We start from the raw sequence: 25,760 nt of genomic DNA, 5'->3' as shown, positions 1-25,760 counted from the left end.
CAAAAGCACTACCTTTGAACATGGGGTAATAACCATAAATCGAAATCAGATGAAAGACGGAAACAAGCGCGAGAATATCAAGCCTGGATTGAGGGTGAAAATAGTATTGAAAGCCGATCAGCGTAGTGGCAAATTAACCGAAGGTATTGTGAAAGATCTGCTGACCAATTCCTTTTCTCATCCACACGGCATTAAAGTACGATTAGAGGATGGTCAAGTGGGAAGAGTACAAGAAATTATAGAATAAATTTAAGACCTCACAGAATGTAGCGAAAGGCTTTTTTCTATGGGGTTTTTTAGTGATAATTTACAGCTACAGGAGTTATTTCTTGTGGCTGTTTCTGTTGATATCCGTTCCATCAAAGCTGCCATTGCGAGTGTAGCGTACCAATTACCTGTATATAGAGCAGGAACAAACAGTAGAAATTAAAGTAATTATGCCTTAAGTGTGTTTCCAAACACGATACCCCCAGCTTGTAAATACAAATTGTACACATCTTTTAGGATAAAGCGAGGATCGAAGTACGCCTCACACTAATAAAAGCACGCTTGGTGGTGGTTTGAAGCACCTAAATCGAGTATCGATACACGCTTGCCCTCAAAAGTTTTGGGCTATATCGTGGTTCGAACCACACTTGTTGCTAAAAAAGGCACACTTAGCCGTACTTCGAACCACGATATAAGCTAAAAGTTTTGGATTTTGGATTAAAAAATTATCGTTAAGCTTAGTGTTGTAGTATTAAGTGTTTAATGGGTGTCATACAATACTTTCTTGATTTTCTTATAAATTAAATCGTCTTAAGAATTTAGTTTTAGCCGATCGTGGCGAAAGAATATAGGAATATGGATTTTTCTTCAGCGGATCTTTAAATTTTCGTTTATCTTCTTTCATTTCATGAAGTATATTATTGAATTCCTCATCCGAAGATCGTGCGAACATCACTCCATGAAAGTACTCGAAAAAGAACCAGGTAGATTTATCAATTTCCAGATAGATCGTAATTCTGTTGCCACTTCTTTTTTTATCCAACTCCACTTTTCCCTTTACCGATTTATTAATTTGTATATCGTTGATGCTTCCGATTCCAATTTCGCCAATCGATTGATAAGCCTTACTTTCCTTATCCCAGATAAAGTCGAGATTATTAAAATAAATGCTGTGTTGCAATTCTTTTGGCAAGTTCTTAAAAATACCGTTTGCATCCATTTCACTCATTGCTTGCACTGCTTTCTCACGTCCCATTAATGCAGTAAGTTTTCTGGTATAAACCTGCTTATTCAGTTTGCTATGGCGCAGATTGGCTTGTTGAAATGCATTTTCCATGATTTTAGTACATGCATCCGAAAAGAAGAAATCCAAACCATAAATAAGGTCAAGGGTTACAATATCGCTCGACAAATCGTGATCGATATTACCAGCAGCCACTTGTTTCATTTGTCCTAGTTCAGCACCGAGACTTATAGCACCTTCCCCCTTCATATTGCAATTATTTTGGTAAAAGGAGAGGATGTTCCCAAAAGCATTTTCATCTTTTAATTTCTCACGCGAAGCGATTTGATAAGCCTGTAAATTCTTGTTGTAAGTAAGGAATCCTTCGGCATCGAGCAGTACATTATCGGTATAGAAAATTCTATGCGACAGGAAGGAGGAATAAATATGTATGGAATCGTTGGTTAGGAAAAACGAATTGTAGAGTTTTAATCTGTCATCGTCGGTAGCGTAGGTTTTTACAGGAATTAGAATATCCATAGGATTGATTTTCGCAGCAAAATCCAACCAATTGTCTTTAATCTTATCGCACTTATTGTGAATTCTGGTCTGACCATCAAAATACAAAGCAGAATCTCTGGCTTCGAGTCTTATTTTCCCTTTATAATCGAAATCGGGACTCAAACTAAAGGATCTTTCTTCCGGTAAATCACCTAGTGCAATGGTCTGTCCTAAGGAATCCACATCAATCACATCAAATAATATATTCTGCTCCGTTTTGCTATTATCTATGTAGGTGTAATTACCCGAACCCGAATAGGAGTTTTTACCATGAACATTTAGTGTTGCATCGGTAATTGTATGATAATGATGAATGGTATCGGCAATCAATTTGGCATTTCTCAAGGTTTGTAGCGATCCACCTTTTTCTATGCTTAAATCCCCTTTATCCGGATAGATTTCTGCATCGGCAATATTCATTCGCTTCACAAATTTTGCCTGTATGGTTTGATCCAGAGCATTAAAGTGACCGATTGGAGTAGCAAAGGCGAGGGAATCTTGTTTTGGATCGATAGAGATAAATTGATTCAAAGAAGAGGAATCCAGACTTTCGATTTGATTTTGTTCCCACAGTTGTGCGAGTATACTTTCATCACGATTTCCAAAATCAATACTTTGCTGATCCATATACCATTTAAAATTTTGGATCCTGGCAAGATATTGGTCTGCGGGAAAAATACTAAGGTTTTTAGGTGTAGTACTTTCAAATTTACCACTACGGGAAACAAAATCGATATTGGTATTTACTGATTCGGATTCGAATGTATATCCTTCGGCTTCTGTATTTTTTAATTTAAAGTTTGCGGAATCTGCTAGTATATTTTTTTTGTTGTAGGTGAAATATTTAGAGTTTAACTCAGCATTTACCAACTCCATATTACCTTCACCTGTAATTCCTTCCGGAGTAATTTTTAGTGTTCCGGCCAAAGTAGCAAGTTTACGGTACATGTCAAGTGGCAGAGCCGAACTCTTCACATACATCTCGTCGTGGTAGGGAAACCATTCAATATAGATGTGTTCTCCGTTTACTTCCGGATTATTCATGAGCGTTTCCTGTTCCTTAAGCACAAAGCTTTGTGCATTGGTTCGCATATCATTCGGTCTGAAAATAAAATCTTTTGATTGCGTTACAGAGCTAAGGTAGTTTAAGGTTCCATTGCCTCGCAACCCTTGATTAGACAAATGAATAGTATCGGTGAATACGCCTTTACGATAAGTCGGGAATCCATTTTGCGGTGTGAGATGGGCAAAGCCGAGAGAATTGTCTTTTTGTATTTTCAATACTTCGTCGAAAATCGGGAATATACTATCGGAGACAAAGGTTCCACTTAGCTCTATGTCTTCCTTATCAAACTTGTTGATGTTTTTAATGGTGTATGGATCTACTTTAAAATAGAATTTATCGGCCTTATAAACTCCATTTTGGATACTTCGATCATCGTAAAAGACATAGCTGGAGTCTGTGCTATTAAAGATGGGATATTCCGGAAATTTTTGGTGTCCTGATTTGTTATTCGGGTCATCAATTAATAGATCACCGGTAATTTTTTCCAATACACTACCTAATTGAGTTGTGTAACGTTTGCCGTAATTGCTAAGCGAATCGATCACAAAATTAATTTGAAGAGAATCAATTCGGTTCAAGTCAATTTTAAAGTTTTGATAGGAGAAACTAAAATCCTTGCCATACATATCCAGCAATCCGGCTGTAATTTTACCGTCGAACTGAAAATCCAGGTTTTTCTTAAGTAATATTTTCCTGTATTTGGGATAGATTACCACATTTTGAGAATCACTTACTGCGATTCTCCGAACTCCATTAATCTGAAGGTTGGAACTTCCAATAAAATAAATGGCATCCGATTCTTTGTCCTTTGTTTGTGTGGTGAATCGAATCACATCGTAATCCTGTCTTCCCATTCCCGATTGAATATAGTCGGTAAGTCTTTTCTGTAAGGTCACCTCATCGGTATTTGTGTTGTAGCTCACAAAACCCTGAAAGGAGAGGGAGAGAAGCTGTTGGCGGATTTGGTTGATAGGCTTTTTAATGTAATTGGCATATTCGCTGGCGGTGAAAGTATCTACATACATATAGTCTGCGAATTTGCGGAGTAAAACCAAAGGGTTTTGTTGATCCATGCCCTGAATACGCATGTATCTTCGCATACTGAAGAAATTCATGGATTCGAATCTGGCCTGTCGTTTGGTTGCCCCTTTCATGCTTCCAAAGTGCATCATATTTTCGCCTAATTTCCAGATCAACATTCCAAAATCCATAATGATATTGTGATAGTTGTCGAAGTAAGGACTTGCAGAAATTCCTTCTCCATCACGAATAAGATTGAGTTCTTCTCTCTGAGGAAAATACTTAAATAACAAACCGGGATGATAAATAAGGCAAGTATCTATTAGAATTTTTATTTGTGTGTTTTGTCCTACAATTCTTTCTGGCTGAAACGCAAAATATTGAGATTTGGCTATAAGAAACAGGGTGTCATTTCTTGAAATATGAATTTCAGCTGGAGAGTCAGAACTCCCTTTTCCAATAAATTTGGCTCCGTTTATTGCAATTCCTCCTTTGTAATTTACATGTTTAAATAAACTATCTATTTGAATCGCTTTATCAAAAGATTCAAACTTAGGATAGATGGCTTTTCGAGGATTTCTTACAGGATTGATTTTTTCGGATAGACTCCCAAGAATTACACCGGGGAATAAGTCTTTATTAAGATACTGAACGGTATCTATTTTGTAACTTGATTGCTTGATATTAATATGGTAGGAATTGAATGTGGCATATTCTGTGGCAGGATCTTTTCCCGCACGTTCCCAGGTTATTTTTCCTTTTTTCCCAATCCAAAGTTTTTCGAATGGATAATATGTTCCACTGGTTTTATAAATACGGGAAGTATCGCGTTGCGAAATACAGGATAGGTCTGCATTATTGAATACAATACTCAGTTTATTCTCGAATTGATAGGAGAAATCAGCATTTTTTATGGACCATCTATTGGAATAGGATGCATTGAGGATACTATCTCGAAACAAGTGTTGTGTTTGAACCAAAAAATCAGTGATACTGCTTAATTTATTTTTTTTATTTCCCATTTGCTGGAGTAATCCTTTTTCCCAGTTCTCGAAATCTGTCTGAGGAAGGTTCTGTTTCTGAAATAAAAACAGCGTTCTAAAATAATTATAGAAATCGGGAAAGGATCTTGCTTTTTTCGAAAGAAAGAGATCACAAATTTTATAGATTTTTTGACGTTCTTCTGGAGAAATACTAGCAGAAAACCAAAATTCCGGGAATTGTTGAGCAAAGGATTTACTTTCTTTTTTTTTCGTAGGATGATCCATGAATTGGAGCAATTCTTCCTGAAACTTCAATGAATCGTGAGAAAAAGTTTTTGGAGTCTGCGCATAAAGGGAAATTGTGAATAGAAAAATCCCAAAAAAAAGGAGAGAGGAGTGCTTCATGGTATTAAAATTTCGGGTCGCGAAAAAATTAGTTAAGGCAATTTAACCATTTTGATCGATATAGGGGAAGTAAAGTGCCGGTTCGTTCACATGGTTCTTGTAAAATGATAACCGGCAATGTTCTGATCTTACTTTTTTTCGAATCTCACAGCAACCCAGTTCTGATCTGTCTTGTGAGAGATATACCTCAAATTATTTCTTTCAGCTTCCTTCTGTATAAAAGGCAAATCTTCGGTATAGAATCCACTCATGATTAATTGTCCCTTCTGGTTTAGACATGCTACATAGTGTTTCATATCATTGAGTAAAATATTCCGATTGATATTGGCGAATATCACATCATAGTTCTTTCCTTGTAATAAAGATGCATCACCCAGAAACACGGAAACATTATTGGCATGATTGTTTTTGATATTCTCCAGAGAATTATTGTAAGGCCATTCGTCGATGTCAATGGCATCAATCTTAGCTGCATTTCGTTTGGAAGCCAATATTGCCAGTACACTGGTTCCACAGCCCATATCCAAAACGGTTTTATCAGTCAATTCTGTTTCCAGGATACTTTGAACCATTAGTGAGGTTGTAGAATGGTGTCCGGTACCGAACGACATCTTGGGATCTATCACTATATCATAGGGAACCTTAGGAACGTCGGTATGAAAAGAAGCCCTGATCACAACCTGATCGGAAATAATTACAGCTTGAAAATTCGATTCCCATAAGGCATTCCAATCTTGAGATTCAATAATTTGAGAAGAATACTCAATGGAATAGTTGGGGATTGAATTGACAGTAATTTGATTGACCTTTTCCATGTCGAACAATGGAGCTTGTATATAGGCATCAACGACATTCTCGTTTTGTGTGAAACTTTCGAATTCTAGTTCGCTTAGCTCTGCAATTAAGATTTCTGCAATTTCATCCGAAGATGGTTGTATATTGCATTTTAGCTCGATGTAATCCATGGTGTTATTTGTTTTATTATAATGCGTAAGTTATTGGATATTTGCTTAGGAGGCACAAAAAAATAACTGATAAGTCTTAATAATCTAAATCTACATTCATTTGCTACCAACTCATTGGTAAAACCAAGCTTGGTTCGAAGTAAACGAAAACAAAAGCCGATACTCAGGCATCGGCTTTTGTTTTATATTTCAAGGGTTATTAAAAAGCAGTAATAATTCCCATGAAGTCTTCAGCTTTTAGTGATGCACCACCAATTAGTCCACCATCTACATCTGCATTTGCAAACAATTCTTTGGCATTGGAAGGTTTGCAGCTACCACCATAAAGAATGGAAGTGTTGTTCGCAACTTCTTCGCCATATTGCTCTACTAAAGTTTTACGAATAAAAGCATGCATTTCCTGAGCTTGAGCAGAGGAAGCAGTTACTCCGGTACCAATAGCCCAAACTGGTTCATAAGCCAAAACTATTTTGCCAAAATCATCTGCAGATAAGTGAAATAATCCTTCTGCAATTTGACTTTTTACAACGTCAAAATGCTTTTCAGCTTGTCGCTCTTCTAAAACCTCTCCAATACAGAAAATAGGTAATAAATTATTCTCTAAAGTAAGATTCACTTTTTTAACCAATATCTCATTGGTTTCACCATAGTACGATCTTCTCTCAGAGTGACCAAGAATTACATATTTGCTTCCGGTTGATTGAATCATTGGAGCTGAAATTTCACCAGTGTAAGCACCACTTGTTTGATCTGCACAGTTTTGGGCTGCAACAGCAACTTTATCTCCAACTACTTTATTAACTTCAGTTAAATGGATAAAGGGAGTTCCAATAATTACATTAACATCTTTGATATCAGTTTTCTCAACTAACTCATTGATTTCTTTTGCTAGTACAACACCTTCCTCTAAGGTATTGTTCATCTTCCAGTTTCCTGCAACAATTTTTCTTCTCATAATTGTAATCTGTTTTTCGCTACTGCTTTCCTATTCATCAGCAAAATAAATAAGCTGATTATAAGAAGCAGAGTCGATGTAATACTAATAATAATTAGTTTGATATTTAATTTTTGATGTTGTGTGATGGAATAGGCTAAAAGATCCCCATTTAAGTTTTTAGGCTTAGGTAAATCATTATAATGCCACTTGTTTAAAATAGTTCCTTGCTTTATTAAAATCAATCCCGGATTGGAACGGATAATTGTTTTTAGCTGAATCTCATCTGTGTTATAAAATTCAAAGGATATATTATTTTTTTCTTTAAAAGATTCTATTTCGGCACTTCCAGAGGCAGTTAATGCCAGGAAGGGGATATTTTTTTCCATTGCAAATAAGGATAGGGCCTCAATCTTTGGAAGGACATCTTTCTTGATTTTGGAAAGATCTTTTGCAATAAGAATAAAAGTGTATGAATTGTCATGTAGTATTTGGTCAGTAATGTCTCCCTGTTGCTCATTAGAAATTGAAAAATCATGAATTAGAGGAGTATAACCGTCTTTAATTTTAATTTGAGTGGCATCAACAAAAGTCCAGGTACTGTCCTGCCAAGGATAGTTGGTTTCGTCAAATTCCTTCACTTTTCCATTTTTCTGATACTTAAAGATGCTGCGATATTGATCTGCTGGAGCACCTTCGGGGATTACCATGCTTTCACTAATATTTGCACCAATATGATAGGGTCTGAAGTCTATAATAGGCAGATGACGATAGGAAAATATGGAAATCCAAAGAACAGATAAGATGGAGAAAAGCACCAATAGGTTTTGCTGCCAGATTGGATAAGTGGTATCTTCTTTTTTTCTACCCAAAAATAAAATTAAGCTGAAAACGAGAATAACAATGTTTTTACCGAAGGTTTGCCAATTTGTAATTACGAGGGCATCACCAAAACATCCACAGTCGGTAACAGGATTCGAAATAGCCAGAATTAGAGTCAGAGGTGTAAAGAAAAGCATGAAAAGTAAGGCTAAGCTATAGGCAATTTGCTTACGAGCATTAAAAAGTAAGCTTAATCCTAATACAAATTCCAGAGTTGATAAGAATATAGCAAGTGGAAAAGCCACACTCACGAATGCATCCATACCGAAAGCATAAAAATAATCGGAGAATTTATAAGTAGATCCCAAAGGATCTACAGCTTTCACAAAACCACTGAAAGTAAAAACCAATCCTACCAGTATTCGACATACGAACCTTACTATTTTCATTAGATTTTTTATTTAGCGTTCTCGAATTCTATTTTGATTAAGCCGAATACTGCATAGTTGATCATATCAAAATAGTTGGCATCAATACCCTCTGATATCAAGGTTTTTCCTTGCAAGTCTTCTATTTGTTTGGTACGATTAATCTTCATTAAAATTAAATCGGTGTACGAACTAATCCTCATGCTTCGCCATGCTTCATCGTAATCATGATTTTTCGCTTCCATCAATGATTTAGCCTGAAGAAAATATTTTTGATACAATTCAAGCGCTTTCTCGCTAGCTAATTCTTGCTCCGAAGTGCCTAATTCGAGTTGCACTATTCCCATGATTGCATAATTTACGATACCAATAAATTCAGAACGAATGTCATCTTCAATTTTGCTGATTCCTTTTGTCTGGATACTTCTGATTCGTTGAGCTTTGATATAAATCTGATCGGTTATTGAACTTGGGCGTAGAATCCGCCATGCTGTTCCATAATCGTGCATTTTTTTTGTGAAGATATTTGTGCAGATCTTAATAATTGAGTTGTATTGTTGGTCTGTTTTATTCATATTATTATGTAATATTAGCTTGATGGATAGATGCTGTTGGTTTGCTAATTGTTTAAATAAATGCTTTAATCAAATCGAAAGAGTCTGTTTCTGATAGTAATATTCAAAAGCAAACCCCATCACATTTGTAAGAATTTATTCATTCTTGAAATTTTCCCCGTAAAAGTACAAAATTAGCCGCAGCCACAGTATTTTATTTTACTTTTGCTACGTTGTTTGATTAAAAATAACCTTTATGCAAAATTATAAAACTAATTGTTTTAAGCGCGATGATCTTTTCATTAAGTGTGGAAATCACTGCATAAATTTCCAGAATCCTGTTGTAATGGGGATTTTGAATCTTACTCCTGATTCTTTTTTTGATGGAGGAAATTATCGGAATGAAAAAAGTATTTTAAAACGAGCTGAGCAAATAATAACAGAAGGAGCATCAATTATTGATCTGGGAGCTTATTCTACAAGACCAGGAGCCAAGCAGGTTAGCACCGAGGAGGAATATAAAAGGATGCAACCGGCAGTGAAAAGTATTCGAAGGGAGTTTCCCAACACCATATTATCCATAGATACTTTTCGGGCTGAAATTGCCAAGAGAATTGTTGAGGAATTTGGTGCTTGTGTTATTAATGATATTTCTGGTGGTACAATGGATAAAGAGATGTTTCAAGTAATTGGAAAATTACAGGTTCCTTATATCTTGATGCATATTCAAGGAATGCCTCAAGACATGCAGGATAACCCAATTTACCATGATATAATAAAGGAAATATTGGATTTCTTTCAGCAACGCATTAAACTTTTGAAGGAGTTTGGGGCGAAAGATGTAATCATTGACCCAGGCTTTGGTTTTGGAAAAACCTTAGATCACAATTATGAAATTATAAGCAAATTAAAGATTTTTACTAAGTTGAAATGTCCCTTGCTTGTTGGTGTTTCCAGAAAATCAATGATATATAAATTTCTGGGAGGAGATCCAACAACCAGTTTAAATGGTACTACTGCTTTAAACATGTTTGCTTTGGATAGCGGTGCTAGCCTTTTGAGAGTTCATGATGTAAGGGAAGCTGTTGATTGCGTTAGGCTCTATACAAAGATCAAATCTTTTTGAGACGGAAATATCCGATAAAATTGTAATTTTGTTAACATACTGAATTTAAAGAAAAAATGATTCTTGCATTTATCACTCTGGGGCTTTTTGATATTATCGATATTTTATTGGTTGCATTATTACTTTATCAGGTTTATATGCTGATAAGAGGGACTGTGGCGATTAATATTTTTGTTGGATTATTCCTGTTTTATTTGATGTGGCTATTAGTAAGAGCTTTAAATATGGAGCTATTATCTAGTATTTTGGGTCAGTTTATTGGTGTTGGTGTAATTGCATTAATTATTGTATTTCAGCAGGAAATAAGAAAATTTTTGCTGTTACTTGGGTCTAAATATAATATTAATCAAAAGTTTACCTTGGAGAATTGGTTTGCTTTTGAAGATAGAGGAATTAGAGAGAAAGAGATTGTTGCCATTTTAGGTGCTTGTGAACACATGGCAAAATCAAAAACCGGTGCATTAATCGTTATTGCAAAAAACTCGGATTTGCAAAGCTATGCAGAAACGGGACAAATCGTGAAAGCAAGAGTATCTACAAGTCTTCTGGAATCTATTTTCTTTAAAAATGCTCCTTTGCATGATGGTGCTGTTATTTTAGCAAATAATCGTTTATTAGCCGCACGATGTATTCTTCCTGTTTCTGATAATACTAATATTCCGGGAAGTCTTGGTTTACGACATCGAGCTGCCATAGGAATGAGTCAGGCGACAGATTCTCACGTTATTACTGTTTCTGAAGAGACAGGAAATATATCCTATGTAATGGGTGGTAAGATTAAAGTTAGAATCTCTATTCCGGAACTCAGGAGCTTTTTAGAAGGGGATTTTGCGGGATTTATTCATTAAGCCTTGAAAAATGAAAATTGGTATTTCAGGTAGCAACGGTTTTGTCGGTTCTCATTTGAGATCCTATTTAGACAAAATACTACAGGCTGAAATTATTGCAATAACAAGGAAATTACTTTATAGTGATCCAAAGGATTTAGCCCTATTCCTAGAAGATTGTGAGGTCATTATTCATCTTTCTGGAGCTCCAATTGTCTCGCGTTGGACCAAAAAGCGAATGAAAGTACTACGTGATAGTAGAGTTCTGACTACTCAAACCTTGGCAAAGGCAATAATCTTAATGCATAAAAAACCAAAATTGTTTATTTCAACATCTGCCGTTGGCATTTATAATTCTCTACAGTTGCATGATGATTTTAGTAAAAACTATGGCAATGATTTTTTAAGTCAACTCTGTCAGGAGTGGGAAAATGCAACCAATCCAATTCAAGCAATAGGTGTACGTACAGTAATATTCAGACTTGGGTTGGTATTAAGTCCTGATGGAGGAATATTAAGAAGAATTTCACCAGTTTTCAAATTTGGGATGGGAGGAAAAATAGGCAATGGACAGCAAGCATTTCCATTTATTCATATTAATGACTTACTATGCGCTTATCTGCATGTTATTCAAAATGATCGATCTGTAGGTATTTACAATTTAGTTGCTCCTGAAATAATTTCCAATATTGATTTCACTCAAATATTAAAATTACATTTTAAAATGCCAGCCATTTTTACGGTTCCATCCTATTTATTGCACTTGATATTTTTAGGTGGCGCTGATGCTCTGTTAAATGGTCAAAAAGTTGTCTCTAAACGCCTTAAATCAGAAGGATATAAGTTTAGAAATGTAACAATAAATAGCATTTATGGTTAATTGTAAGCTGAAATTGTCATATTCTGAAATAACCATTTTCGGATAGTTAACCTAGTTTTTAGATCACCTCAAGTAGTTTTAATAGTCATTAATCATAAATTCATTGACATTTACACGCATTAGTTTTAATTTTGATTAAACAAAGTGAAAAATAGAGAAATACAAGAATTCTTGAAATTTTCTCTTATCAATTAATTAAAATTAAAAAAACCGCTTATGGGATTAGATTTTACTCCCGAATTACTGATTGTGGATGATAGAGAGGAAAACCTGGAACTACTTCGTGCCTTGTTGGGAAATATGGATGTTAATTTGGAGCTAATTCAATCACCAGTTAAAGCACTGCAAAGAGTTGAAAGTAAGGAATATGCTCTTATTATTCTCGATATCCAGATGCCACAAATGGATGGTTTTCTGCTTGCTGAAAAAATCAGAAAAGGTAAACTGAATCCGTCTACTCCTATAATATTTCTTACAGCTTTTTATTTAGATAGGCAAAGTGAGTTAAGAGGATACAAATGTGGTTGTTCTGACTTTATAATAAAACCTTTTGATTCAACTATCCTAATTAGTAAGGTTAATGTTTTTCTTGATTTGTATAAAAATCGTAGAATTAAAGAAATTAAAAACGAAAAACTGAGTACTGCCTTAAATGAAAAAAATGTCTTGGAAGACAGGCTCCGTAATTTAGCATCCAACTACAGGACAATTCTTGAAGGTCAGCGTGAATTAATATTCAAACTTGATGAGAATCTCAAAATTGAATTTTCAAATAAGGCATTTTCAAATTTTTTCAACTTTACTATGGATGGGGTGTCTCTGAATTCGCTGGCTGAAATAAGTGAAGAGTTAAATTCCCAGTTGCTTGATAAAGTAAAAGAGATGAACGGGAATGAGAGAACATCTGAATTCGAGTTTTCAATTAGGAATTACAGATCAGATCTAAAGTGGTTGGAATGGTCTGTATTTAAGGATATGGAATTTGATGGATTGCATTATTTAGTTGTAGGTAGAGATATTTCTGATAAAAGGATACTTAAAGAATCAATGATTAGGAAGGAAAAACTGCTTGAAAAAACAGAACGTTCTGCGAAAATTGGTAGTTGGGAGTGGGATTCCTATTCTAAGATATTAAGAGGATCTGATGAATTTTATCGTTTGTATGAGTTGGAGAAAGGTGACTCGGAGCACGATTTAGAATTGATTCGGATGAAAACACATCCTGAGGATCAACAGGTGATAAATCGTATTTTATCTAATATTCCTAAAAAGAATAGGAAATTGGAAATTCAACATAGAATAATATGTGCAAATAAAAGCATAAAACACTTCAAAGAGGTTGTTTATTGCGAATACGATGACATTAATGATATTATAAATTTGTATGGATTAACATGTGATATTTCTCTTCATAAGATGATGGAAGCAACTTTTATAAGTAGTTTTAATTTGGATAAAGAATCATATCATGATAAAGTGTATTTTGAATTGGATACAAATTATTGTATTTATTATTTGAATGGTTTTGCATGTGATTTTTTTGAGTGTGAAGCAGCAAATAAATCCGTGGGATGTGAATTTATTAAGTTTTTTGAATCAGATGATCAGGAAAGGATATTGAAGGTACTGGAGCACTCTACTCAAAACCGGGAATTTATTTTTGAACAATTTACTGTTGCAACAAATAAAGGAAATCTAAAAAAGGTTGTTCTTGCTGCTCATGTAACATCAAAAGAATTTAAAAAAGGAATTCGTGGTATTTTGATTGAAATATCAGATAACAAAAATTCAATGGAATACCAGAAAATAATCACGAATTTGAAAGAAAAAGAAAAACAATTTGAGGAAAGTAATCTTAAACTTAAAGAAAAAATTGAAAAAGAATTAGAGGTCAACGAATTTCAACGGCAGTTACTATCAAATAAGTCCGAGTTAGAATCATTGGGGAAAATGGCAGGTTCTGTTGTTCATGAAATTAATCAACCACTTACTGGAATATCGATGATAATGGATAATATCTTGTTACGTTTATCCATGAATAAGATTGATGAGGAGTATCTTCGTGATAAATGCTCAAGAGTATTTCAAGATATTGATCGGATTAAAAAATATTTATCTCAAATAGGAATATTTAATTCATCACAAAACATAAAAGAAAGTGGTTCTATTGATGTGAATAACACCATTATGGACGCTGTTGAAATGGTTAAAAAGCAATATAAGAACAGCGATATTGATATTAAACTTGAGGTAAATCCGGAAAGCCTATATGTATGTGGAAATAAATATAAATTACAGAAGGTAATTGTAGATATTCTTAATAACTCATTTGAATCAATTGGCCAGAGATTAAGACAAGAAGGACATAAAGAATTTGATGAAAATATACATATTTCAACAGAAATTGACCATGATCGGCTTGTAATCGCTATTAAAGACAATGGGAGAGGTATTGATCCTGAAAATTTGAATTATATTTTTGAACCTTTTTTTACTACTAAACAAACCGGAATTGCTTCGGGTTTAGGATTGTACGTAAGTAAGGATATTATTCAAAAGATGAATGGTGAAATTGCTGTTCACAGTACGAAAAATGAATTTACCGAGATGAAACTAATATTGCCATTTGAGAAAAAGGAGAGAAAAAAGAATCTGAGTATTATTTCAAAATAACCTCAAAAAACCACTAAATGACTTTAGTTAATAACCTAAGAATATTAATACTTGATGACGAAAAACTTGTCAGAGATGAGCTCTGTGATTTTTTATCAGATCCTAATTTTCAGATTTTTAAAGCAGGATCTCCGTCGGAAGCATTTCAAATAATGGATAGAAGTGAAATTGACATTGCCATTGTAGATGTTAATTTACCACAAATGAGTGGTTTGGATGTGTTAGAGAAAATGAAGCAGGATTATTCGGAGATCGAGGTTATCATGATAAGTGGTTATAGTGAGATGGATTCTGTTATTCATTCCATGCGACTTGGCGCATCAGATTTTTTCACCAAACCATTTCGTCTTCGGGATGTTGAAAATGCTATTGAAAGAACAAAAAAATTTGTGCATTTAAATAAAAGTTTGCAGGAAGTAAAAAGAAATTACTCTATTATTTCTGAAGAATTTAATAAGGCATTAGGCTATGAAATAATTGGTGATAGCCGCCATATGAAGGAACTTATTAATTTAATAGGTAAGGTTGCAAAAGCTGAGAATACTTCTGTTTTAATCACAGGAGAGAGTGGAACAGGCAAGGAACTGGTGGCACGGGCGATTCATTATTTAAGTAATCGGAAGGAGAAGTGCTTTTATGCGGTAAACTGTAGTGCCATTCCTGAATCTTTATTCGAAAGTGAATTCTTTGGGCATACTAAAGGTGCTTTTACCGGAGCTGTTGACACTAAAACCGGTTGGTTTGAGGCTGCTAATAAAGGAACCTTATTTTTAGATGAAATTGGAGATATGCAGTTGAATCTTCAATCTAAATTTTTAAGAGTTTTGGAGGATAGGAAGATTAGAAAAGTTGGATCTAATATTGAAATTCCTTTTGACACGAGAATAATTGCTGCAACCAATCAAAATTTAAAAGAGCTTAATATTACCAAAGGTTTTCGATTGGATCTTTACCATAGAATTAGCTCATTCATAATTCATTTGGAGCCTTTGAGAAATAGACGGGAAGATATCCCTTTGTTATTGGATTACTTTGTGAAGTATTTTAATCGAATAATGGGGAAAAATATCAATGAAATTGATGAAGCCGTAATTAGAAGACTATTGGACTATGATTTTCCAGGCAATGTTAGAGAACTTAAAAATATGGTAGAAAGAGCAATAATCGTTTGTGATAGAAATAAACTTCGCTTGTCTCATTTTCAATTGCAAGAGCTGAAAGGAAAAAATCATACTAATTACAATTTATCGGAGGAAATCTTTGATTTAGAGCTTATTGAAAGAAATTGTATTAAAAAGGCCTTGGAACGTTGTAATAATAATAAATCAAAGGCTGCAGATCTATTAAATATCACATGGCAGTCTCTGAATAGGAGGATAAAAAAGTATAAAATTGAAAATTAAAAATCTGGATTTTTCCAGATTTTTTTTTCATCCAGATTCGGATATATACGCTTTTATATTTGTTAAAATCACATCTATCCCTGTGTATTTAGCTTGTTCATAAAATGATGGAATATTCCATTTTTGATATATACGAAATTGGATAAAAATGGACAATATCTTATATGTCCTAGATTAACAAGAGATTGCATATTTAGTTTCAGGGATCTTAAATAAATCTATCCAAAAACGGATACGAACATTATATCTCTCCATTATAGGAGCTGGGTGTAAGTGGTACATATTCAGGCTTTAGTGGTTTTCGGCATATGTATTGAATAGTGAGTTTGTGTTGTAATTATATCTCATATGGATGTTTTAATATTGGAAGGGAATAGTTTTAAAATCCTTCCCTCATCAGGAAAAACAATGAACATTTTATTTATAAATGAAAATAGATCTCTAATTGATGAATTGAAAGAATATATTCATAGTTTGGATGCAATGGCCTACTTCGCTGATGATCCTTTTCAAACTCAGATAATTCTAAATAAAACATCAATAGATTTAGTTATTATACCTCTTAAAGCATTATCTAATTTAGAAATGCTAAAATATATTAATGATCATTTTAAAGAAACCAAGGTGGTTATTACAGTAGATCGGGAGGGGAAGAATTCAAAATTTGAAAGTCACAAAACCTTATATCGGAACTATGATTTATTGCAAAAGCAATTGAGATTGTTCGAATTAAAAAAGGCTATTGGTTCAGGATTGAGTTATAGTCCGAACTAATTTTGGCTCTATTCACTTTAAAACCAGACCATGTAAATTGGTTAAAATTTGCAGAAAATTAACTTGGAATTGTGGAGGTAAATGGAATTACCATTTACTTTCACCCAAGTTAAGAAAAAAGAAACCTTAATTTCAATCATATATAAAACAGTACCTATGAAACAAGAAGTTCAAAATGATTTAGTAAGAATCAAAGAGAGATTGAGAATTCTTGATGACAAGAAAAAAAAGGTAGCCAAGATTATTGGAATTACTGATGTTTACTTGTCGTATATTCTTAATGGAAAGAGACCTTTAACCGCTAATGTGAAATCTAAATTGTTCGATTATCTAGGATTAAGTTGATTTTTTTTATTCAATTACGGTTTAACTTATATTAAATGCCAGGTGATGATTCAAGATTTTTGAAATAATTACCTGGTTTTTTAATTTTATTAATATTTCATTGGGAAAGTATTTTGTAAATTGTATGTAAAGTGAGTAAAATCAATGTTTAATCATTAATAAACAGGTTGGCATTTCAACTCAATGAATAGCATCAAATTGTGAGATTTTTAAAACAGAATTAGGTGAAATCAAGATTCATTATATTATTAACGTGTTTGTTCTCTTCTCTAATTACCCTGGGGCAGGGTCAGGCAGGAATTTGGTATTTTGGGAAAAAAGCCGGTCTTGATTTTAATGTCAATCCTTCTGTAGCTCTAACCGATGGGGCGATGGATACACAGGAAGGATGTTCTACTGTCGGAAATGTTCAAGGGGATTTGTTATTTTATTCAGATGGAGTCACCGTGTATAATAAAAACCATGTTGTGATGGCTAATGGAAACGGATTGGATGGTAATTCTTCTGCGACACAGTCTTCTATTATTGTTCAACAACCAGGAAGCACTGTTCTCTACTACATTTTTACCGTAGATGCATGGCAAAATAATTTGAATAATGGTTTAAAATATTCCATTGTTGATTTATCACAAAATGGAGGTTTGGGTGCAGTGACGATTAAAAATACGGTTTTAAACGCAAATAAGGTTTGTGAGAAAATTACGGCTGTTAAACATGCAAATGGCATTGATTTTTGGATACTTATGCATCGTTGGAAGAGTCGTGATTTTTATGCTTATCTATTAAGTTCTAGTGGAGTATCAGCACCTGTTGTATCTACTGTTGGTGTAAGCCACAATACAAATTTAGATGCCGTGGGTTACATGAAAACTTCAACTAGCGGTAGCAAACTTGCAGTAGCTATATATGACCAAAATAGGGTTGAGCTTTTTGATTTTAATACTTCTAATGGTTCTGTTTCAAATCCAATTCAACTAAATAATCATTCAACTCCTTATGGCGTTGAATTCTCCCCTTCAGGTAATTTGCTTTATATTAGTTTGTTCAGTACAGGAGAAGTGCTCCAATTTGACCTTACCTCAAATGTTCAAAATACAATTAATTCCTCTGCCCAGATAGTTGGCAATAGTGTGTCTTGGTTATATGGAGCCCTACAATTAGCTCCAGATGGAAAAATATATCTGGCAAAAATGAATTTGACTCTAAGCGCAGGAAGTCCTAATCTAGATGTTATTAATAGCCCTGATGTTACCGGATTAGGCTGCAATTTTGTACCTGATTCAAAGAGTTTAGCAGGAAGGGCATGTCAATTAGGACTTCCGAATTTTGTCACGAGTTTATTTACGGTAAAATTTGCATATCAATTCGATTGTGAGGGGGATAATACAGAATTTACAATTACATCAGATCTTACCGATATTGCTGATGTATTGTGGGATTTTGGCGATGGTACTACTCTAACCAGTAATGTTAGTCCCTTTACTGTAAATCATGTTTTTGCTTCATCAGGAACATATAGTGTAAATCTAACAGTTAATTTAATTTCTGGAGGAACAGATAATGTTATTCAGGATGTTATTATACAATCATTGCCCATTGCAAATGATCAGACACTATCAGTCTGGGAAGATAATCCAGGGTCTGGTCAGGCTACAGGTATTGATCTTAGCTCTCTGGAATCTGCAATAAATGGAAGTTCAGGGATTACTTACACCTGGTATTCTGATGCAGCACGAAGTACCACTATTCCTACTCCTACTAATGTAACAGTTTCTAATGGAGATCAATTTTGGGTAGAAATAGATGATGGAAATTGTTCAAATGTAGCCATAGTTACCTATACGGTGAATACCTTGCCAATGGCGGTAGATCAGAATCCTATTGTATGTGAGGACAATTATAATTCTGGCATCGTTTCAAATATTGATCTTACTTTGTTAGAACCAGCGATAACAAATAATAATGGATTTTTAGTGGTTTGGTATCATGATGTTAATTTAACTCAGCCAGTTGCAACTCCTAACAACAGGATAGTATCTGATGGTGAAATATTTTATGCCGAAGTATCAACAGGTACTCAAACTAGTGTTGCTACTATAACTTATACGGTTGAAAGTTTACCAGAAGGCAATGATGTTGTTATCCAAATTTGGGAGGATACATTTGGAAGTGGTTTTGCTTCAGGTGTAAATCTGACATCATATGATGCAATGGTGAGTAGTACCGCCGGTATAGTTTGGTATCAGGATGCTGCACTTACAATTGCGATTCCTGATCCTACTAATTTGACCGTAAACGATAAGGATGTGTTTTATGCATGGATTGATAATGGTACTTGTAGTAATAGAGGAAGCATTCAGTTTGATGTAAGATCTTCGCCCATAGCAAATGATTTGAATATAGAAGTTTGTGAAGATATCAGTGGTAGTGGAAATGCATCTAATATTGATTTAACTTTATTGGATGGCGCTGTTAATGGGGGGACTACAGCATCGGTTAATTGGTTTACTGATGCAGCATTTACCAATCCTGTAGGAAATCCAACAAATGTAACGGTTAACAATAACCAAATATACTATGTTTTGGTACAGAGCAATGGAGAATCTAATTCTTCTACGGTTACCTATTCTGTGGGATCCTTACCAACAGCAAACAGTCAGTTTGTGGTTGAATTTGAAGATGTTATTGGTTCTTTAATTGCTCAGGGTGTCGACTTGACAAATTATAACAATTCTATACTAGGAGGTTTGTCAAATTCCATTGTCTGGTATTCTGATGTTGGATTAACTACCGTGGTTCCTGATCCGACAAGTCAGGATGTAACTGATGGAGACATATTTTATGCATTTATTTCAGATGGAACTTGCGACAACACAGCAACATTAACTTTTACAGTAGTAAATACTCCTGTTGCTAGGGATGTTTTTCCTGATATTTGCGAAGATGCTACAGGCTCAGGTAGTGCTTTTGTTGATTTAACTTTATTGGAAAATCAAATTAATGAGGGAAACGGTGACTCCTTCGCTTGGTATTCTGATTGGGCAACCGAACCTAATGGATTGCCTAATAATGCAATCGTAGATCCTACTAATGTGTTGGCGACTAATGGAATTCGATTTTTTGCAGCTGTTAGTGACGGTTCCAATACAAATGTGTCTATTGTGACTTACACAATTAACCCTTTACCTGTTGCTGTAAATCAAATACAGGATGTCTGGGAGGATAGTTTTGGAACAGGTATTGCTTCTGGGATTAATCTTTCAAATTATAATAATACTATTACACAGAATAGTGGGGCAGGTGTAATATGGTATCAGGATATTACCTTGATTACACTAGTCGTTACTCCAAATAATGTAAGTGTTTCATCGGGAATAGTTTTTTATGCGTTGGTTAACGATTCTAAATGTAATAATAGTGCGAGCTTAACTTTTAATGTCAGACCATTACCCGAAGCAAATGATTTACAAATTGAGCTATGCGAGGATATTCAGGGAAGCGCAACTGTTTCCAGCTATGATTTATCACAGTTGGAAACTGCAGTAAATAATGATCCGGGAACGGTTAAGGAATGGTTTTTTGATGCTGCCTTAGGTCTCCCTGTTTCTACCCCTGCAAATACAAGTATTAGTGATGGGGACAGCTTCTTTGTAAGAGTTAGTTTCGGGGGAGAAAATAATGTTGGTAAAATTGATTTTACGGTTAATTCACTTCCTATTGCAAATGATTACCAAGTTGTTCTTTGCGAAGATATTTACAATACTGGTAAAGTTAGTGGAGAGAGCTTACGATCACATGAGTCAGATATTAGTAATGCTCCGAATAGTAATATTCTTTGGTATTCTGATGCCTCTTACTCAATTCCTGTTGGGAATCCTCAAAATACCCGAGTAGTAGATGGTGATCGATTTTATGCCAGAGTATGGAATGGATCGTGCGAAAATTTTGCAATTTTATCTTATAAGATTATTGGATTACCTCCTACAAATTCGGGAACAGAAATGTTTTGTGAAGACAGTTTTGGTTTAGCTCAAACCGGAAATGTAGATTTAACACAATACGATACTCAGGTAAGTATAGATCCTGATGCCACTATTCAGTGGTTTGAAGACGATCAACATACTATTCCGGTATTAAATCCTGCGAATATAAGTATTAGTAATCAAAGTTCTTATTATGCTTTAATTATAAATAGCAATTTATGTGAGAATTCAGCTCGTTTAAACTTTTATGTGAATTCTTTGCCTGAAGCAAATGATCTGAGTCTTGAATTATGTGAAAATATACATGGGAGTGGAGAGATTGAAAATTATAATCTGGGAGATTTAGCTTCTCAAATAACAAATACAAGTGCAGCGATTTTATCCTGGTACGAAGATCTTGACCTATTGGATGAAATATTTAATTCTAATTCCTATGTTCTTACTGATAATTTAACGGTTTATGCCAAGGTTAATAATGGTAATTGCTCCAATTTATCAGTAATAAATTTCATCATTCATCCTAAACCAATATTCGATTTAGGAAAGGATATTACCATCTTTTATTCGGAGAGTAAAGTGCTTGATCCCGCTATTGATATTAAATTTTTGCCTGGAAGTTATCTTTGGCAAGATGGTAATACTTCTTCAACATATACGGTAACTGAGGAAGGGGTGTATAAATTGCAATTTACCGATCTAAATTCATGTATTGGCAGGGATTCAATAATGGTTTATGTGGATCGTTATCGGATTTTTGTTCCCAATGCTTTTACTCCTGATGGAGATGGGGTAAATGATACATTTGCACCGGTGATTACTGGTGATCTGGCAGGAGAAGATATTGAGATGTACATCTATAATCGATGGGGGGAGATGATTTATAAATTTACAGACTTAGGGGAGGGGTGGAATGGAACTTACAAAGGTAAAAATGCAAATACTGGTGTTTATGTATGGATTTTATTAATCAACGGAAAAGCCCGACAGGATGGTACTGTTTCTTTAATCAGATAAAATGCTAAAATGGAAATTCACTCATATAATCATCTTTTTGATGTCCGCTTTTACGATGCAGGCACAGGATATTGAATTTTCTCAATTTTATGCAAATCGGTTATATTTGAATCCTGCTCTTGCAGGGGCTGATATTGTTCCTGTTGTTTCCTTCTCTTATCGTAATCAATGGCCAACAAACGAACGTCCTTTTGTTACATACAGCGCATCATACGATCAATTTGTAGATGTTATTAATGGAGGGATTGGAGTACTGATTCTTCAGGATAATCAGGGATTAGGAGCCATTAAAACTACGATGGCTTCTGGTATATATTCTTATTCAATTGATATAAACAGAGATTTTTCAATAAAGACGGGTTTAAAAGTTAGTTATGTGCAAAGAACATTAGATTGGCAAGCTCTGGTTTTTTCTGATATGATCGATCCTCTCTATGGTGTAATTTACCCCAGCCGAGAAATTCAGCCAAACAACCTAACTCAGTCCTATCTTGATTTTTCAGGAGGACTAGTTGCTAATTATAAAAATTACTATTTCGGTGCAGTAATAGACCATATATCTGAACCTGATCAAAGATTCAATCCTAATAATAACCCCACACTTTTGCCTAGAAAGTATACAATTCATGCTGGAGCATCAATACCTGTTGGCTTTTCTCGAGGATTATTGAAAAGTTCCTATATAATGTCTCCTAATATTCTTTATCAGAAACAAGATAATTTTGAGCAAATAAACTATGGATTATATTTATCTAGAAATTATTGGGTGATTGGAGGATGGTTTCGACAAAATTTATCTTTCGATTTTGATGCATTTATTATACTATTGGGTTATCAAACAGACAATTTTCGTATTGGGTATTCCTATGATTATGTGGTGTCTAAATTGGTGAAGACTAATTCAGGAGCTCATGAAATTAGTGTTAGTTTTTTGTTGGGAAAAATAAGTCACTCTCGTACTGGAACTCGTTACTTTAAACGAAGACGAAGGATTCATGCTATAAGGTGTCCAAAATTTTAATGGATAAAAAAAGAGTAGTAGTCAAAGAATTAGTTTTGTCTGTTTAACTTTATTTAAGCAGTTAAATAAAGTTAAGACTTCTTAATAGAAGTCTATTGTAGTGTAAAAGTTTATGAAATTATAAATAGAAAGTTTATATTTATATAGTATTGAATACGTAATTTATAGTAATGTAAATGATAGGGTTTTTGAAAAAAATCGCACTCGTTTTGTTTGTTAATTTGTTTTTGATCAATTTAACTCAGGTACATGCGCAAAGTTCAAAGTTAAAAAGAGATTCTTTGAGAACACTAAAGCTTCTTAAAAAGACATTTGATGCTGTAATTGAGGAGAATAATCAAGCTAAATCAAATGAACTTGATATGGAAATCGATGGTCTTGTGGTAGATCAAACAATAACAAAAGTAGGCCGGGACTTTTACGATTTGTTTTTTTCGAATTGGGATGCTCCCAAGAACTCGAAAAACTATACTATCACAATTAAGGAGATGGTATTGCCTGGGTTAGCAACCCAAATTACTGTTTTGGTTAATGATAATGAGGTTTTTAAACAAAGAGTTCAACCTCGCTATGAAATTTTAGAGCAAATGTCGAATTACGCAAGTCAGCGAACAAAAAGATATTTGAATAACTATGAAAAAATGAAGGCTCAATTAGATGGAGACGATCAACAAGGAACAGGAATATTTTAATCTTAAATATCAACATATGAGATTTTTTAAAGTAATCTTTATATTATCAGTTTTAATCTTGTTAGGACAATTAAATGCTACTGCACAAGATTTCGTTTACCAGCCAATTAATTCATCGTTTGGTGGAAATCAGTATAATATGAACTGGCTTTTAAACTCTGCGACACAACAGAATAGACTTAAGGACCCTAACGCAGACGATCAACTCAAAACTGATCCATTAGATGATTTTCAGGATAATTTAAATCGTCAAATTTTAAATCAATTGTCGAGCCGATTGGTAAATTCTATTTTTGGTGATGGAGGAAATCTTGAGACAGGATCTTATAATCTTGGAAATTATAAGGTTGATGTTTTTCAAGATGGAGGAGGTGTGACGGTTAATGTGCAGGATATAACGACTGGGAATTTCACCAATGTAGTTATACCGAGTTATTAAAAAATAATTGTCATCTATTAAATCTCTCTATATGTTCAAACTTATACGCTATAGTTCCTTTATTCTATTATTTATTCTACTCTTTACTTCTTGTGTACCATTCTTTAATCAACCTCTAACAGAACAGAGGGCAGAAATAGGTGCAGAAACACCAGGACGAAAAACTTTAGTTGGTCTTCCTGAACCTAAAGAAAAGATTGTAGCTGCTGTATATAAATTTAGAGACCAAACAGGTCAATATAAACCATCTACTACAGGAGCGAATTGGTCTACTGCTGTAACGCAAGGGACAACCTCAATTTTATTAAAAGCAATTGAAGAGTCTGGTTGGTTTATTCCTATTGAAAGGGAGGGTTTATCAAATCTTCTTAACGAAAGAAAAATAATTCGATCAAGCAGAGCGAATTATGCTGGTCAAAAAGATGGATCTCAATTATTACCACCACTTTTGTTTGCCGGATTAGTTTTAGAAGGTGGAGTTATTAGTTATGATGCAAATGTTCTTACTGGAGGAGCTGGATTAAAATATTTTGGAGCAGGGGCTTCAGGACAATATAGACAAGATCGGGTTACGGTATATTTAAGAGCTATTTCTACCAGTAATGGTCGGATTCTTAAAACTGTGTATACTTCAAAAATGATTCTTTCCCAAAAGATTGATGCAAGTATTTTTCGATATGTGAAATTCAAAAGACTTTTGGAGGCAGAAACAGGTTTCACATACAATGAGCCGTCAGAAATGGCTGTAAAAGAGGCTATTGAAAAGGCTGTGGAGTCTTTAATAATCGAAGGAGTTATTGAAGGTTTATGGGATTTAAAAAATCCAGAGGATGTAAATTCTGATGTAATCAAGAATTATGTAGCCGAAAAAGAAGATAATCAGGGAGCTGATTTTTTCGATCATTTACTAACTCCACGCCGGCATAAATTTGGACTAGGGTTTAATGCAGGTTCTTGGCTATTTATGGGTGATTATAGTAATCCAGAAATGAAATTTATGGGTGGAGTTTCAATGCTTTACGATACTCAATCTTTTTTACAACTTGGGATAAATTTGAGTCGAGGTGATTTTGCTACGACTCAATATCTTCAGAAAACGTTTAATTCCTTGGATTTTACCATGAAGTATCGATTGTCCCCATATAAAGATTGGACACCATATATTTTAGGTGGTTTTGGTGTAGTTTCAGAGCAGAATAAATCAGCTTACACTTTTGATTTGTCAAATTCAATTAATGCACAAGGTATTTATGGAGTTGGTGTGGAGTTTTTACTTAATGAAAGGTTTGGATTAAATTTTTCTATTTTAAATCATTATATATTTGATGATGGAGTTGATGGATTAAATAAGGGAAAGTATAATGATTATTTCTGGGAAGGTAAAATTGGATTGAATTTTTACTTTGATAAAATTTGGGATAGAAATAAGAATAAGAAGAACAAAAAGATAAGGAAAAAAGAGAAATAAGCTTGATTTCTACTAAATAAAATATTAACAAGTTATTAACAATGCCGGGATTTATTCCGGCATTTTTTATGAAGTATTAAAAGTTGAAAAAAATCTATTACATCTATTGTATTTACATGTGGTTTTGTGTTTGTTTAATTATAATTAATAAATAATCAGTGGTTTGT

The 25,760-nt window shown here is 34.1% G+C and carries 19 protein-coding genes; 14 read left to right on the top strand and 5 right to left on the bottom strand.

Features of this window, described 5'->3' with window-relative positions; genetic code table 11:
- The first annotated feature begins 49 nt into the window (after nt 1-49).
- Nucleotides 50-247, top strand: a complete 198-nt coding sequence (locus DLK05_RS01440; RefSeq protein ID WP_127342192.1) for a YwbE family protein — start codon at nt 50-52, stop codon at nt 245-247.
- A gap of 39 nt (nt 248-286) precedes the next feature.
- On the top strand, nt 287-430 hold the full coding sequence (locus DLK05_RS17395; RefSeq protein ID WP_209319644.1) for a hypothetical protein: 144 nt from the start codon (nt 287-289) through the stop codon (nt 428-430).
- Between the two features lie 351 nt (nt 431-781).
- Here the strand turns inward: DLK05_RS17395 and DLK05_RS01435 are convergent, their stop codons facing one another.
- The 5 genes from DLK05_RS01435 to DLK05_RS01415 all read right to left on the bottom strand — a co-directional run bounded on the left by DLK05_RS01435 (nt 782) and on the right by DLK05_RS01415 (nt 8,969).
- Complete coding sequence (locus tag DLK05_RS01435; RefSeq protein WP_127342191.1) at nt 782-5,245, bottom strand: hypothetical protein; 4,464 nt, start codon at nt 5,243-5,245, stop codon at nt 782-784.
- Nucleotides 5,246-5,373: 128 nt separating this feature from the next.
- Nucleotides 5,374-6,210, bottom strand: a complete 837-nt coding sequence (prmA, locus tag DLK05_RS01430) for a 50S ribosomal protein L11 methyltransferase (RefSeq protein ID WP_127342190.1) — start codon at nt 6,208-6,210, stop codon at nt 5,374-5,376.
- A gap of 199 nt (nt 6,211-6,409) precedes the next feature.
- Nucleotides 6,410-7,165, bottom strand: a complete 756-nt coding sequence (gene tpiA, locus DLK05_RS01425) for a triose-phosphate isomerase (RefSeq protein ID WP_127342189.1) — start codon at nt 7,163-7,165, stop codon at nt 6,410-6,412.
- Nucleotides 7,162-8,415, bottom strand: coding sequence for a BT_3928 family protein (locus tag DLK05_RS01420; protein WP_127342188.1), 1,254 nt, complete (start codon nt 8,413-8,415; stop codon nt 7,162-7,164). The genes tpiA and DLK05_RS01420 overlap by 4 nt, the downstream gene beginning before the upstream one ends.
- Before the next feature lie 8 nt (nt 8,416-8,423).
- Nucleotides 8,424-8,969, bottom strand: a complete 546-nt coding sequence (locus tag DLK05_RS01415) for a DUF1599 domain-containing protein (RefSeq protein WP_127342187.1) — start codon at nt 8,967-8,969, stop codon at nt 8,424-8,426.
- 235 nt (nt 8,970-9,204) lie between these two features.
- On the opposite strand from DLK05_RS01415, the gene folP reads away from it, so the two are divergent.
- The 12 genes from folP (at nt 9,205) to DLK05_RS01355 (ending at nt 25,593) form a co-directional block, all read left to right on the top strand.
- A complete protein-coding gene (gene folP / locus DLK05_RS01410; RefSeq protein ID WP_127342186.1) occupies nt 9,205-10,074 on the top strand; it encodes a dihydropteroate synthase in 870 nt (289 codons plus the stop codon).
- A 56-nt stretch (nt 10,075-10,130) separates the two neighbouring features.
- Nucleotides 10,131-10,922 (top strand): diadenylate cyclase CdaA, encoded by a 792-nt coding sequence (cdaA, locus tag DLK05_RS01405; protein ID WP_127342185.1) that lies wholly within the window; start codon nt 10,131-10,133, stop codon nt 10,920-10,922.
- A 10-nt stretch (nt 10,923-10,932) separates the two neighbouring features.
- A complete protein-coding gene (locus tag DLK05_RS01400) occupies nt 10,933-11,781 on the top strand; it encodes a TIGR01777 family oxidoreductase (RefSeq protein WP_127342184.1) in 849 nt (282 codons plus the stop codon).
- A gap of 216 nt (nt 11,782-11,997) precedes the next feature.
- A complete protein-coding gene (locus DLK05_RS01395; RefSeq protein ID WP_127342183.1) occupies nt 11,998-14,454 on the top strand; it encodes a response regulator in 2,457 nt (818 codons plus the stop codon).
- A 17-nt stretch (nt 14,455-14,471) separates the two neighbouring features.
- Nucleotides 14,472-15,857 (top strand): sigma-54-dependent transcriptional regulator, encoded by a 1,386-nt coding sequence (locus tag DLK05_RS01390; RefSeq protein WP_127342182.1) that lies wholly within the window; start codon nt 14,472-14,474, stop codon nt 15,855-15,857.
- Nucleotides 15,858-16,205: 348 nt separating this feature from the next.
- Entirely contained in the window at nt 16,206-16,631 is a 426-nt protein-coding gene (locus DLK05_RS01385) for a hypothetical protein (protein ID WP_127342181.1), read from the top strand.
- Between the two features lie 156 nt (nt 16,632-16,787).
- Nucleotides 16,788-16,976 carry a helix-turn-helix domain-containing protein gene (locus DLK05_RS01380; RefSeq protein WP_209319643.1) on the top strand — a complete coding sequence of 63 codons (189 nt, stop codon included), beginning with the start codon at nt 16,788-16,790 and terminating at the stop codon, nt 16,974-16,976.
- A gap of 224 nt (nt 16,977-17,200) precedes the next feature.
- A complete protein-coding gene (locus DLK05_RS01375; RefSeq protein ID WP_127342179.1) occupies nt 17,201-21,973 on the top strand; it encodes a T9SS type B sorting domain-containing protein in 4,773 nt (1,590 codons plus the stop codon).
- A gap of 1 nt (nt 21,974) precedes the next feature.
- Nucleotides 21,975-22,994 (top strand): PorP/SprF family type IX secretion system membrane protein, encoded by a 1,020-nt coding sequence (locus DLK05_RS01370; RefSeq protein WP_127342178.1) that lies wholly within the window; start codon nt 21,975-21,977, stop codon nt 22,992-22,994.
- Between the two features lie 281 nt (nt 22,995-23,275).
- Complete coding sequence (locus DLK05_RS01365; protein ID WP_209319642.1) at nt 23,276-23,686, top strand: CsgE family curli-type amyloid fiber assembly protein; 411 nt, start codon at nt 23,276-23,278, stop codon at nt 23,684-23,686.
- 16 nt (nt 23,687-23,702) lie between these two features.
- The gene (locus DLK05_RS01360) at nt 23,703-24,125 is read left to right on the top strand and encodes a curli production assembly/transport component CsgF (protein ID WP_209319641.1); all 423 of its coding nucleotides are present in this window, start codon (nt 23,703-23,705) and stop codon (nt 24,123-24,125) included.
- Between the two features lie 31 nt (nt 24,126-24,156).
- The gene (locus DLK05_RS01355) at nt 24,157-25,593 is read left to right on the top strand and encodes a CsgG/HfaB family protein (RefSeq protein ID WP_127342175.1); all 1,437 of its coding nucleotides are present in this window, start codon (nt 24,157-24,159) and stop codon (nt 25,591-25,593) included.
- Nucleotides 25,594-25,760 lie beyond the last annotated feature (167 nt).

Source organism: Ancylomarina longa (assembly GCF_003996985.1).
In the GTDB taxonomy this organism is placed as follows: Bacteria; Bacteroidota; Bacteroidia; order Bacteroidales; family Marinifilaceae; genus Ancylomarina_A; species Ancylomarina_A longa.
Note: the sequence above shows the minus strand (reverse complement) of the source record. Positions and strands in the feature narration are given on the sequence as shown.